Here is a 13,010-nt window from a genome sequence, read left to right as displayed (position 1 = left end):
GCTCGGACTTAGTTGCAGCTATTCACCCAAATCTACTCAAATACTGTACATTAACAAATCTTCAATCATGAGTCCTCACAGGAGTAATTAAAAAAAGTGTGGACGAAGATGCGTCTACAGGCAGGATCACCAGCGGCCTTTCTTTTCCCGCGAACCTGATTCTAAGCGTCTCACTATCGATCGCCCGAAGGATGTCCCTGAAATATTTTCCGTTAAATGCTACTCGAAAATGATCACCTTCCAGATGCTCCAAAGGAATCTCTTCTTTTACATCCCCAATTTCTGCAATCTTGGACACTAAACTTAACGTGTTAGAAGGACGTACGCTGAGCATAACACTCTCGCCAGCCAATATAGAAATACGTTCAACCACATGTAACAAGCGGTCTTTCTTAACAACCACTTCGGAGAGGTACGCTTTTGGGATTAAATTATTGACAGAGGGATAAGTTCCTTCTAAAAGAGCTGACTGAACCCTCAATCCATTAGAAATAAACCTGATTTGCTTGGTACCTATTTCTAATTCGGTGCTGCTGTCTGCATCATCGTTTAATATTTTTAAAAGATCCTCCAGGGTGCTGCCCGGAATAACAACATCCAAAGGAATTGCCCCGTAATCTTCTACGCTTTCAACAACATGCTGGGCGAAGCGAATGCCATCAGTGGCGACTACACGAATATTTCGCTTATCTATTTGAAACAAAACTCCTGTGAGCACAGGTCTGGTTTCCGATGAAGAGACCGCAAAAACCACTCTTTTAAATATTTGCTTCAAGAGAATGTTCTTCATGCTTATCCTTTGAATATTTGGATGATCTATGTATTGGATTCTCGGAAACTCTGCTGCATCCATTCCACATAAACGAAATTGAGTGTTCCCTGATTGAATATTTAAAATGAATGACTCTACGATTTCCAGCCTAATTAGTCCAGAATCAAGCTTACGAATGATCTCATAAAAATAACGTGCGGGAACTACGATCTCACCTGTGTTGTGCACAACCACCGAATCCATTTTCACAGGGAGCTTATATTCAATGGTCATTCTTATATTGCTGGCTGTTAATATCAGACCCTGAGTTTGCGCTTGAATAAGTATTCCAGATAGAACACGTGAGGAACTATTCGCGGATATGGCTTTTAATGCTGCCTGTAAAGCGGTACTAAGAGAATCTTTTGATACATGGATTAGCAAAGACTTCACCTAACTCTCCTTAGATTCCTTTACAAAATACGCCTCAATAATGTTCCGAAATACTTGGGAGCGAGACGCGTTCTGATCCGCACAAGCCTGCTCTATCTCCTGCCAAACGTCCTCAGATAACGTCAAAGATACCTTTTTAGTTACACCAGTGCTTTTTCTCCCTGCACCTTCCCGAAGACCTCCCCTTGTAAAAAGAAACCCCAACTGCCCGTCTTTAGTGGCTACACCTACTTTGACTTTATCCTCGTTGTTACTTGCGCTATCGCTAGTGACTTTATCTTTAATTTCGCTAATACTGCTCCCCTTGTGTTCGCCTTCGAATTTATGATCACCCAATCCCTCACACCTCCATATTTGAATTTAGTAACTTAAATCAATATATCCACTAATTTCATAATACCATAATCGCCATTAATCCACCACAATTCTAACCACAAAAAAAAACACCCCAAAGATCGGAGTGTGTGGTGGGCTGGGCATGAGTTTGGTTTGAGTTGGGTATGAGTTGGGTATTGCAACGTTAACCCATGGTTTTTTTATTTTGCTTAAATTTGTTTGTGAATGTATGAGTTAATTGCACTTTATACAACTATAAACCATACATTGTGCTGCCCGAGCGAAATAAGTGTATTCTCTGCAACTAAATTCAACGATATTAACAAATTAGTGTGAAAAGACTTCTTTTAACTGCACCAAATGCAACTAAAAGTGACTAAGCATCTTATCTCCTGCAAATAAGTGTATAAACTGCAACTATCCCGTTTGCCCGCTCCCTGACACACGCATAGACGCACACGCACTCACCCTCATCATGCATTAACCCAATCTTCCTCCCCTCTCACTCACCCTCATCATGCCACTACACCAAACCTTCTTCCCCTCTCACTCACCCTCATCCCGCCACTAGCCCAACCTTCCTCCCTCTCCCTCACCATCTCCAAAGACTCCTTTCCCTACAACTCCCATTACCTTTACCGCAGAACTCCCTACTCATGTAAAAATAGCTCGCCTCATAGCTCAACGTGTGGCACTTATTAACATCTACTCTTCCACCCGCCTTACCGAAACTACACTATCTCAGGATGTTCTGATAATTTGGTGGGAAGTCTGACTTTTTGGGGTCTTTTAGATGCTTGAACGATTCAAGCTTCACCTTAGGACCAGGAGAGATCCTAAAAGTCATGGTATCTTCTCCAACTGAAATATGTGGACCTACTGTAGGATATACGTTAAGTGTAATCAAGAAATCAAACCCACGGAAACCATTGAGCCGCTTCACCTCAGTCACATCCACAAAGTAAGGATAAACCATTGGCGATTCTCGCAGAAGCGGCGAATAAATATCCGCAATTTTTTTCTCAATATGGGGTAATAGAAATAACATCAGCATGTCTTGAAACTTAAGTTCGCGAGAATCTTGATCTGGCAGTTGAAGTCCCGAATCAGACCTGGAAGGTGTTACAGATTGAGGTTGAATTAACCTATTTGCGGAGCAAGGTTGTGGCGTCAGAACGAGCATCACTGCGACAAGAAGGGGAGCAATCCAGCTTTTTTTCATCACAATAGCCTCCTTAGGGAACTTTATATAAATTCCCCAAAGAGACCCTATTTCTATACGTTAAATCTCAACCCTGTCAAAAAGAAAGGGTGCTCCCTTAAGATAATTTCTCAGGATCGCTAACGCATAGGGCTGTTCTGCTTTTAGACCCTGGGTTTCCCTAGGATCGGATGCGTGATGGCAATAATTTTCGATCATAACCATGACCGTAAAATTCTCTAAAGTCTGAACCCACTCCCCATCAAGCTTGGCGATACTTTCGTACCCCTTAATGACCCCTTCTCTTTGCAATGGATACAGTCCAAGAAGGGTATGTGCCACGTCATAAAGATAATACCCCCAACCACATCTTCCAAAATCAATCGGCCGAGGCTCACCCTCTTTAAATATGATATTGCCTTGATGTAAATCTCCATGGATAACGCCATAAGACCTTCTATTCTTATTTTTATGCTGCTTGCTTAACCAATTGTATAACTTCTCAGCTGCCGACTGATACAGCACAAACTCTTCATCCGTAAGAAAACAATGATAATGCAGCTTTAAACGAAGCATTGCTTTTCGAAAGCTATGTTCATCCCAAACAGGACGATTAAAGCCAGGGGGTAACTCCAGCTCCTGTGCCGCCTTATGTAGCTTGGCTAATAGAACACCTTCTTTGTAAATTTGTTCTTCGGTAAGATTTTCATTCGCATGTTCCCCTTCAACCCAGCGCATTAAAGAGGCATACACGCCTTCTCCATTTCCCTGTTCCACTTTGAACGTTACAGTACCCGTGCGATCATGAACACCTTTTGGCAGGGGGACATCAATTTTGCTCCTTAAAAGCTCCAGCCACGCGATTTCGGAGTTAATTTCCTCTTTAGATCTCCCCGAATGAAGGCGCAGTAAAAAAGTTCCCTCTTTATTAGTTTCGATTACAAAGGTACAGTTATCCGATAGCTGGTTAAAACGAATCTGCGTCCAATCCAGGTCAAAGTTCTGAAGCGCTATTAAAGCTGCCTGCTTATAATTTTTTCTCATCGCAAAGGAAGGAACACTTCAGCCTCACCGGGCCAGGAAGGGTTCGTAAATTGATAAATTTCTATATCCAATCCATGATCATTACTCTGCAAACTGCTATTAAAGTCTCTCTTCATTTCCGGCAATTCAAGCACTTGGACTTGGCCATCATCATTCATAAATAACCATCCCTTCAATGATCTATAAAATGAAAAATATCTGAAAAAATATTTATCTTGAAAATATTTTCAGAAAACTAAATAATAGAAAAGCAATACTTACATGTCGGATCTATCATCTTAACCAAGGTGGAGCTTCATTACAGGCAGAAGAAAGGTTGAACATCGGCATCATGAACGCAATTCCAAACCTCAACAAGGCACAAACACGCAAAGAACGAGCAGGGAAAGAGCCTTTTCCCATCTCTATACTTTCTCTTACGGTAGGCGCTTTTGCGATTGGTATGACTGAATTTGTTATTATGGGTATTTTACCAAATGTCGCCAACGATTTACAGGTTAGTATTTCGACTGCTGGCCAACTCATTACAATGTACGCACTTGGAGTGGCCGTTGGCGCACCCATCCTGACCATTCTCACGCAGCGCATTCCGCAAAAGAAACTGTTATGCCTTCTCATGATTCTTTTTATACTGGGCAACGGAATCTCTGTGTTTGCACCCAACTATACCGTTCTCATGGTAGCTCGTATAATTACAGCTTTAACTCATGGTACTTTTTTTGGGGTTGGCGCAGTCATTGCATCCAATCTTGTACAACCCAATAAGCGGGCCGGAGCCGTATCTATTATGATGGCAGGTTTAACGATAGCCAATATTGTCGGAGTTCCTCTAGGAACATTTATTGGACAAAGTATGGGCTGGCGGGCCTCATTTGCAGCGATTGCTGTCATGGGAGTCGCCGCGCTGATCGGCATCCTCATTTTTATTCCAAAGCTTAAACAAGAGAAACCAGCGAGTGTTATCCAGCAGATTGCTGCTCTGGCTAATCCAAAGCTGCTGCTATTCTTATTGATCGGGGCGTTAGGGAACGCCAGCTTGTTCACCGTGTTCACATATATTACTCCACTGCTTGAAGAAGTGACTGGTTTTGCTGAACATAGTGTGACTTGGATTCTAGTCTTATTCGGCTGTGGGGTGACCATCGGGAACATCGTTGGCGGAAAGCTTGCGGATTGGAAGCTGATGCCTTCTATCGTGGGACTTTATTTTGCAGTCAGTATGATTCTAACGATCTTTTCCTTCACGATGCATAGCCCAATAGCTGCGGTAATCACAATATTTTTCTGGGGTATGGTGTCCTTTGCGGTCATGCCGGGTCTGCAAATACGGATTATGAGTCTGGCTCAGGCAGCCCCTGCACTTGCTTCAACGACCAGCCACTCCGCCGGGAATCTCGGTAACGCAGCGGGTGCCTTTATTGGTGGTTGGGTTATTTCTCATCTAGCGATCACTTCGCTTCCTTGGGTCGGTGCGGTTCTAGTGGGCCTTGGTCTGGTATTAGGCATAGCTTGTTTTGTAGCAGAACGGAAAGAAAGTGTAGCGTAAGCTTTATAGATATTTATACAAAAAACGAGGGCGCTCCCAAAGTCATCATGGCTTGAGGCACCCTCGTTTTATATTTCAGAGGAACAATTCTGCTCTTCTAATCTTCAACATCTGCTTTGCACCTTTTTGAAATTCATAAGGAACCTCTAGATCCTCTGTAGTAAATCCTTGTCTTACCAAATCATCAATAAGGCGGTCTAAATGCTCATACCTTTTGCAAGAAAGATCGACTAGTGGAAAGATTCGAAGCTCGCCTCTCGTCACCCGCATGAGTTCCTTAACAGTCTCTAGATGGAATTCATAGTCCAGCCGATCGCTGTACATAAATAGAAAGTGAGCAGATAATGTCAGATCAAATGCTTCATCCGCAAAAGGCAGATCCGGAAGTACCACAGGAACATAATGCTCCGGGGTTTGTTTTCGATCCTTAGTGCTGGCGGTTAAAGCTGCGTTTCTCGCTTCGGTCAGTCCCTCGATTGATTTAAAGTAGTTCCAAACGAAATTATCCTGTACTTTTTCCATTCCGGACATCGCATGTGCAATATCTAGAACCCCTTTGACTGCCAGCTCATCTTCAGAGTAATAGTAAGCAATATCAGCAGCCGTTACTTCACCACCCAACTGATTCGCTATTGCTGTAAAAGAGCAAGCACCCGCAGGACAATCCAGAATTCTCTGGCCGATAAGATCTGATTCCAGCAAATCAAACATACGTATATATTCCTCATAGGTCCTGCCAATAAAAACAATTCTCTCCAAATCAAGTTTTCCCTTTGCTCCGCTCATCTCAGCTCACCTTTCCTCTTCTATGCTCATCTACACTTCTACTTCTGTTTTATTATACGAATCAGGTAATCCATTAGAATACCCAAAATCAAAAACGTTCCAAAATGAATAATATAAGTTGGGAATCTGACGCTGATTAACGCACTATTGGTTTCCCATCTCGGATTATTTACATCAACCATGAAGCTTTCAAAAGGTTCTGTAAAGATCAGTGTATCTATAATAGGGTTCAAACGGACAAGAATAATATTCGCGATCCCCACCCCCAGATAGTCACTCAGACAGATGATGATACTTATAATCGAAAGCCAGAAACTGAATTTCCTCCTAAAAAACATCAAACACCGCCCTTTCTATTTTTTCTATTTCTTAACAATTCGTTTAAAATTCAAAATATCCTTGTCACGGTTAGTTCTTGTTTTAAAAAATGATACAATCTGGAGCTCGCTAGCTTGAGCGGATAATCTGAAAGTTTACATAGGATCCCACAGGTCATATCAATAACCTTCCCCTCCAGCTTCCGTACTATAGTTCCTGCTGGGGCTGGATTCAGCACAATCTCAGGAACAAGTGCCACGCCTAAACCACTTCCCACAAAATATTTCAGCGCTGTCATACTCCCAATCTCCATTGTATCTAGTGGCGGCCCGCCTGATTCCTGCAGCACACTTTCTAATTTTTTGCGATAAGGACAATTCGCTGCCGTAATCAGTAAGCGATGACTCTGTAGATCCTCTGGGGTGATATGTTCCTTGGATGCTAGCGGATGCTCTTCTGGCAAAAGTAACAAGAATTCCTCCGCAAATAACGGTTCAAAATAAAGCTCCTTACCGAGCTCTGGTGCCGAACACACTGCCAAATCAATTTCACCACTCAGGAGTAGTTCACTAAGTGCGGCGGTTCCCGCAATATCCACGGAGACCTTCACTTTAGGAAATTGCACCATAAACCTACTTAAAAGCTGCGGCAAACGATAGCTCGCCGTCGGGTCCGTTACTCCTAATCGCACGTTGCCAGCTTCTCCTATTTTTAAATCAGCCAAACGGCTCTCTAGTCGTTCCATATCTTTAACGATATGTAAGCTCTCTTCATAAAACAATCTGCCTGCTTCTGTTAAGCTAATCTGCTTACCCCGCTCAAGCAATTGACATCCCAGATCGGATTCAAGCCTTTGCATCTGCATAGTAACTGTAGATTGGGCATAGTTCAATTCTTCTGCTGCGCGATTAAAGCTTCCGGAAGTTACGATCGTTTGAAAGGTTTTTATTGTTTTTAGATCCATCTTAGTATCCTTCCCTATTCAATTCAAATAAATTGAACCAAACCTTCATTATATTCAATTATACGAAATCAACTTTTCTCTATAGAATACTTTATAACAACAATATTCGCCACATAAGGAGTGACTGAGGGTGGATCTCAACAATAAAGTCGCATTAGTAACTGGTGGAGGGACTGGAATAGGCAAAGCTGTAAGCTTGGAGCTATCCAAACGTGGAGCCCACGTCGTAGTGAACTATTCTAGATCTGAGGATGAAGCCATTGAGACCGTAAAGACGATTCTGAATCAAGGGGGGCAGGCTATAGCAATACAAGCGAATGTGTCTAAAGATCAGGAAGTGCAAAGTATGATCCATTCGATTATTCAACATTTCGGGACAATAGACCTGTTAGTGAATAACGCCAGTATAACTAAACATATTGCTCTCGGAGATCTGGAAAAGGTAACAGAGGAAGTATGGGATGAGTTATATGATGTAAATGTGAAAGGAATGTTTTTCTGCGCCAGAGCGGTTGCACCGTATATGATTCAAAAAAATTCAGGAGCCATCCTCAATCTCGGCAGCATCGCTGGACAGACAGGCTTAGGCTCATCCCTCCCATATGCCGTCTCCAAAGCGGCTGTCCACGGTCTTACCAAATCGCTGGCACACGCGCTGGCTCCCCATATTAGAGTTAACTGTGTAGCGCCGGGAGCCGTTGCTACTAGATGGTGGGCTGGACGAGAAGAACAGATGCACAAACTAGCCCCTAATCTGCTGCTTCAGCATATTTCAACCGCGGAGAATATCGCCCAGTTCGTCTGCGCTGCGCTAGAACAGGAAGCAATGACTGGACAGATCATTACCATAGATAGCGGACAAACATTGTAACAGCTAAAACAGCTAATGGTATGTCAGAACTACTTTTAAGTATCATTAGCTGGTTTTTGCGTACCGTACAGGAGGAAGTGAAGCGTTGAAAAAATAATTGGGGAATTTCTCCCTAAAATTCTGAGTTTTCTGGTCATCCAACCAATAATTAGGGAAATCCTCCCTAATTATTAGCTAATTTACTGAAAAAAAACGAATTCGCCTGATTTTTAGGGAGGAATTCCCTGATTTCGTTGATTTAAAGCAAATACCGGCTATTTTCAGGGAGGTTTTCCCTAATTACTCTCTAGCCCACACCGCACGAACCATAAATGCATCTGACATACCACATAACGTATACCCACGCCTCCTCATAGCACATACCACATACCACATGATTCATAGAACGTAGCCATCCGACATATCACCACATATCGCATGACTCATAGAACGTAGCACATAGCGTATCCCACATGCCTCATAGAACGCGTAGTACATAGCCTATAGCCTATAGCATATAGCACATAGAACATACCACCTATAGCCTGAGGGTTAAAGTAAGAAGCTGCCCCAAAGTAGAATTTTCTACTTTTAGGACAGCCTTTTCAGCATAACTATTGGTGAAGATTCTTAATTAGGTTCACTCCCCCAGATCAGATTACCCGAGATGTAGGCTGGCGCTTTTGTCCAGTCTACAAAATTGGTATCAACCGCATTAAAGGAGTAATCTCCGGTTTGAGTGTAATTTGACCAATCCTCTTTAGCTACTCGCACTTGGATATCGATGCTCGCACCCGCAGCAAGTGAACCTGCTGCACTCGAGAATCCAAGCTCCAGATAATAATCCGCATCAGCTTTAGCCGTTGGCAGCTTCACAAACGTGCCCGTTACATTCGCGCTTCCAGCCTGTGACCAATCGCAAAAGAAGCTTTGTGCCTTCTCTCCGTCAATTGTGTAATAATATCTTAATTTCACATCAGAAAGTGCAACAGCACTTGTACTTGTGTTCACCAGCTTGAACTTTGGATTTAGCGTATTTCCGGAAGCAGTCACTGTACCGTTATACATCTGCACTTTCAGTGCTGCTGTAGGAGCTACTGACGTATCTGAGATAGTGACAACCAAGGATTGTGCGGCTCCGGCACTAAACTCAAAGGTCAGCGTTGTCGTTCCTACGGCTTGAGTTGCCAGATACTCCTTCTTGAGAGTGACTGTTGATCCACTTACCGTATAATCCGTTCCGGTTACGAGGGTTGCCGTTCCGTTCTTGATCGTGCTCAGTGTATTTCCGTTCAACGTCATAGTTACTGCGACGTCCGCTTGATTTGCTGTTTTCTTATCAAATCCCGCGTTTGTTGGCGTTATCGTGGAGTTAGATACTGGTGTTGTAGTATCTGTTACCGCTACCGCCAAGGATTGTGTGGCTCCAGCGCTAAAGCTGAACGTCAGCGCTGTCGTTCCTACCGCTTGTGTCGCTAAATACGCTTTTTTAATCGTCACTGTTGATCCGCTTACCGTATAATCCGTTCCGGCTACGAGGGTTGCCGTTCCGTTCTTGATCGTGCTCAGTGTATTTCCGTTCAGCGTCATAGTTACGGCGACGTCTGCTTGATTTGCGGTTTTCTTATCAAAGCCCGCGCTTGTTGGCGTTATCGTGGAGTTAGATACTGGTGTTGTAGTATCTGTTACCGCTACCGCCAAGGATTGTGTGGCTCCAGCGCTAAAGCTGAACGTCAGCGTTGTCGTTCCTACCGCTTGCGTCGCTAAATACGTTTTTTTAATTGTCACTGTTGATCCGCTTACCGTATAATCCGTTCCGGCTACAAGGGTTGCCGTTCCGTTCTTGATCGTGCTCAGTGTATTTCCGTTCAATGTCATAGTTACTGCGACGTCTGCCTGATTCGCTGTTTTCTTATCAAAGCCCGCGCTTGTTGGCGTTATCGTGGAGTTAGATACTGGTGTTGTAGTATCTGTTACCGCTACCGCCAGGGATTGTGTGGCTCCAGCGCTAAAGCTGAACGTCAGCGCTGTCGTTCCTACCGCTTGTGTCGCTAAATACGCTTTTTTAATCGTCACTGTTGATCCGCTTACCGTATAATCCGTTCCGGCTACAAGGGTTGCCGTTCCGTTCTTGATCGTGCTCAGTGTATTTCCGTTCAGCGTCATAGTTACGGCGACGTCTGCTTGATTTGCGGTTTTCTTATCAAAACTTGCAGTTATTGGCGTAATGGTCGAGCCTGTAGCTGGTGGATTTACAGGATCAGCATACAAGGTGCCTCGGCCATTCGTACCGAGATATACACGTCCATAGATTCTTGGATCCCCAGTAATCGCCATATTGATCTTAGCGTATTGGTGAGCATCGTCATTAATACGAACCCAAGTTGCGCCAACATCATCGGAACGGAATACGCCCCGTACACCATCAATCTTAGCTACGGTATACAATGCCATATAAGTTTGGCCCGGAGCAGCCTTACCATAACCAATAAGATCAGCTTCTTCTACATTCGTTAACTTCGTGAAGCTCGCACCTGAATTAGTAGAGTGCCATAGACCATATTTATTCTCAACCGTATTCCCTCCGGCGAACCAAATGTCACCTTCAATACCTGGAACTGCCTTCATACTGATTTGGGCTTCATTCGGCTGTAATCCAGCTACATTATTGGTCGGGAAGCCCGAAGCTGCGGTGGCAGTAAATGTAGCTCCACCATCCACACTTACATAGAAGGTTCCTGCATAAAATCCATAGTATTTGTTAGGATTCACGCGATCAGACGCTATCTTCGCGCCTGCCGGTAATCCTGCACTTGCTGTCCAAGAATTGCCTGAGGTTTTGGAATAATACACCCCGATATCTGAGGTGCTCCACAGAATGGAATTACCACTTGCAGAGACAGCTACTTGTCCATGGCCCACCGTTGTTTTGGTTCCATTGGAAGGCTCGGAGTTTGGCATGTACCAGTTCACTCCACCATCGTTAGAGATACCAATGGACTTCATACTTGGCGTTTTTTCTTTATCTGCACTGCCTACCCGCACCATATAGGACGGACTCAGTTCAGCATAGTCAATACTCATCGTCGTTGCCCATGAAGGACTGGTCTGGAATTTAGTCGGCGCTACCGACAAATCCTCATGACGGAAACCGGAAACGTCACCAAGTGCAGTGATCAAATGAGAGGTTCCCGTTGGCGGGCTAATTAGCCCCAGCACTGCAGTTTCCTCCACACCTTTTGCCATGACAGAGATATTTACCTTGCCACCGGTATCCCATGAGGTCAAATTGTTCGAGCCATAAATTGTTGCTCCAGTGCCGTACATCATTCGATTCGAGTTAAATGGATCAATTTCCAAATCACCCATCATCCAGCCTAACTTCGGTGAAGGATCCAGGGATGTTGAAGTGGTTCCATGATCGAGCCATGGAGCGGCGGTGATATCCATGTTGAACTTATAAGTCCGTTCTGGATAATTGCCCCAATCCCAAATGCGACTCCAAGTAGCGCCACCGTTGGTACTGCGGAAAATGACTTCATCAGGCCACCAAGCGTTTAAGCTGGATACCATCAATGTGTTAGGGTGCTGAGCATCCAGCGCCAATCCACCAAAGCCGTACCAATTATCTGTACCCGTCGTAGGACTGATATTGGTCCAAGCCCCACTAGTTTTGTTGTATTTCCATACTTCACCCTTACTACCATCATACGGTCCTACACCATTACTATAAGTAATATAGAGATCGCCTGTGGATGACAGCTCGCCGTGATGTGGCAAGAACCCCGTAGGTTGTCCAGCCAGAGCTGTCCAGGTTACTCCACCATCTGTACTCCGATATACACTGCTTGCCGTATCAGCTACACCGACATATATCGTTTGAGTTGCGTTGCCAAGTGTACCTGTACTCTTATCAAAAGTGATCCAAGACAATCCGACAAGATCATTCCCATAATCAAGTGTTGGATTCTGAATATACGTTCCAACGTTTGGAAAAGAGGTTACCTTTGACCAAGTTACACCTGAGTCAATACTTTTCCAGAGGCCATTACCACTTCTAGCTCCAAAGTAGAGAATGTTGTTCTTATTGGGGTCGATGACTAGGCGTTCACCAGCGGAACGGCCCGGCATATTGCCACCTACTTTAAAAGGCAGTGGAGTAGTTTGCCAGGTGTTCCCCCGGTCATTAGAGCGCATAATCTGGCCATTATTATCCCAATGATTAGTATACGTACCCGTTGCCATATAGACTTTATTAGGATCAATTGGGTCTGTAGCCAGAGCATCTACGCCATTCTTGTTCCAATCTACCCAGCCTACCGAGTCACTAATTGAGACCCAACTGGATGTAGCTTGATTCCAGCGATAGGCACCGCCAATATCTGTTCTGGCATAAATCAGATTCGGTTCAGTTTGATTAAAAATAATTCCGGGTACAAAGCCCCCGCCAGCTCCCGTTACAACGCTTTTCCAGGTGTAAGGTTCACTTGAGGCTGCATGGGTAGTAGCTGGGAATGCAGAGAATAAAGAGCCTACCATCGCGCCAAGCAGGACCAAAAGTCCTGTTTTTCGGATACGGTTACGAATCACGTTTTACGCCTCCTACGATATAATTGGTTTGTTTATGCCATCTTCTTACTCTATATCCCTGCTCCTCCCTCCCCCTTAATCCATACCTTCTGAACTTAGAATCCATTTTCTGATAACGCTTTCATTATAATGGTAAGGTTTTTCATTATCGAGAGAAAATGGTTATATTTT

Annotated in this window: 10 protein-coding genes and 1 pseudogene; 2 read left to right on the top strand and 9 right to left on the bottom strand. The window is 44.0% G+C overall.

Features of this window, described 5'->3' with window-relative positions:
- Positions 1 to 61 precede the first annotated feature (61 nt).
- The 5 genes from dnaN to MHH60_RS08295 all read right to left on the bottom strand — a co-directional run bounded on the left by dnaN (position 62) and on the right by MHH60_RS08295 (position 3,943).
- Positions 62 to 1,204, bottom strand: coding sequence for a DNA polymerase III subunit beta (gene dnaN / locus MHH60_RS08315; protein ID WP_076135952.1), 1,143 nt, complete (start codon positions 1,202 to 1,204; stop codon positions 62 to 64).
- Positions 1,205 to 1,540, bottom strand: a complete 336-nt coding sequence (locus tag MHH60_RS08310) for a hypothetical protein (RefSeq protein WP_232061299.1) — start codon at positions 1,538 to 1,540, stop codon at positions 1,205 to 1,207.
- 736 nt (positions 1,541 to 2,276) lie between these two features.
- Positions 2,277 to 2,762 carry a DUF3888 domain-containing protein gene (locus tag MHH60_RS08305; RefSeq protein ID WP_256715141.1) on the bottom strand — a complete coding sequence of 162 codons (486 nt, stop codon included), beginning with the start codon at positions 2,760 to 2,762 and terminating at the stop codon, positions 2,277 to 2,279.
- A gap of 60 nt (positions 2,763 to 2,822) precedes the next feature.
- Positions 2,823 to 3,785 (bottom strand): phosphotransferase enzyme family protein, encoded by a 963-nt coding sequence (locus tag MHH60_RS08300; protein WP_076135949.1) that lies wholly within the window; start codon positions 3,783 to 3,785, stop codon positions 2,823 to 2,825.
- The gene (locus MHH60_RS08295; RefSeq protein ID WP_162636717.1) at positions 3,782 to 3,943 is read right to left on the bottom strand and encodes a hypothetical protein; all 162 of its coding nucleotides are present in this window, start codon (positions 3,941 to 3,943) and stop codon (positions 3,782 to 3,784) included. Before MHH60_RS08295 ends, MHH60_RS08300 begins: the two co-directional genes overlap by 4 nt.
- A 173-nt stretch (positions 3,944 to 4,116) precedes the next feature.
- On the opposite strand from MHH60_RS08295, the gene MHH60_RS08290 reads away from it, so the two are divergent.
- Positions 4,117 to 5,331 carry an MFS transporter gene (locus MHH60_RS08290; protein WP_036686510.1) on the top strand — a complete coding sequence of 405 codons (1,215 nt, stop codon included), beginning with the start codon at positions 4,117 to 4,119 and terminating at the stop codon, positions 5,329 to 5,331.
- Between the two features lie 75 nt (positions 5,332 to 5,406).
- Here MHH60_RS08290 and MHH60_RS08285 read toward each other — a convergent pair whose 3' ends face one another.
- Positions 5,407 to 6,117 (bottom strand): SAM-dependent methyltransferase, encoded by a 711-nt coding sequence (locus MHH60_RS08285; protein ID WP_076135948.1) that lies wholly within the window; start codon positions 6,115 to 6,117, stop codon positions 5,407 to 5,409.
- Between the two features lie 388 nt (positions 6,118 to 6,505).
- The gene (locus tag MHH60_RS08280; protein ID WP_036685873.1) at positions 6,506 to 7,399 is read right to left on the bottom strand and encodes a LysR family transcriptional regulator; all 894 of its coding nucleotides are present in this window, start codon (positions 7,397 to 7,399) and stop codon (positions 6,506 to 6,508) included.
- A gap of 130 nt (positions 7,400 to 7,529) precedes the next feature.
- Between MHH60_RS08280 and MHH60_RS08275 the strand changes: the two genes are divergently transcribed.
- Positions 7,530 to 8,270: an SDR family NAD(P)-dependent oxidoreductase gene (locus MHH60_RS08275; protein WP_076135946.1), complete on the top strand. Its 741-nt coding sequence runs from the start codon at positions 7,530 to 7,532 to the stop codon at positions 8,268 to 8,270.
- Positions 8,271 to 8,879: 609 nt separating this feature from the next.
- Here the strand turns inward: MHH60_RS08275 and MHH60_RS08270 are convergent.
- Positions 8,880 to 9,662 carry a X2-like carbohydrate binding domain-containing protein gene (locus tag MHH60_RS08270; RefSeq protein WP_341041866.1) on the bottom strand — a complete coding sequence of 261 codons (783 nt, stop codon included), beginning with the start codon at positions 9,660 to 9,662 and terminating at the stop codon, positions 8,880 to 8,882.
- Positions 9,636 to 12,788 (bottom strand): annotated as a pseudogene (locus MHH60_RS08265) (X2-like carbohydrate binding domain-containing protein); the annotation flags it as partial. The gene MHH60_RS08270 and the pseudogene MHH60_RS08265, both read right to left, overlap by 27 nt.
- Between the last annotated feature and the right edge of the window lie 222 nt (positions 12,789 to 13,010).

It is taken from the genome of Paenibacillus sp. FSL H7-0716 (assembly GCF_038002705.1).
Taxonomy (GTDB): domain Bacteria; phylum Bacillota; class Bacilli; order Paenibacillales; family Paenibacillaceae; genus Paenibacillus_AQ; species Paenibacillus_AQ odorifer.
The sequence above is the reverse complement of the archived record's forward strand: the minus strand, read 5'-3'. Positions and strand labels throughout refer to the sequence as shown.

Bases quoted from the DNA above. Each gene is read 5' to 3' on its own strand.
- MHH60_RS08305 (WP_256715141.1), bottom strand. From the start codon at position 2,762: ATGAAAAAAAGCTGGATTGCTCCCCTTCTTGTCGCAGTGATGCTCGTT.
- MHH60_RS08300 (WP_076135949.1), bottom strand. From the start codon at position 3,785: ATGAGAAAAAATTATAAGCAGGCAGCTTTAATAGCGCTTCAGAACTTT.
- MHH60_RS08295 (WP_162636717.1), bottom strand. From the start codon at position 3,943: ATGAATGATGATGGCCAAGTCCAAGTGCTTGAATTGCCGGAAATGAAG.
- MHH60_RS08290 (WP_036686510.1), top strand. From the start codon at position 4,117: ATGAACGCAATTCCAAACCTCAACAAGGCACAAACACGCAAAGAACGA.
- MHH60_RS08285 (WP_076135948.1), bottom strand. From the start codon at position 6,117: ATGAGCGGAGCAAAGGGAAAACTTGATTTGGAGAGAATTGTTTTTATT.
- MHH60_RS08280 (WP_036685873.1), bottom strand. From the start codon at position 7,399: ATGGATCTAAAAACAATAAAAACCTTTCAAACGATCGTAACTTCCGGA.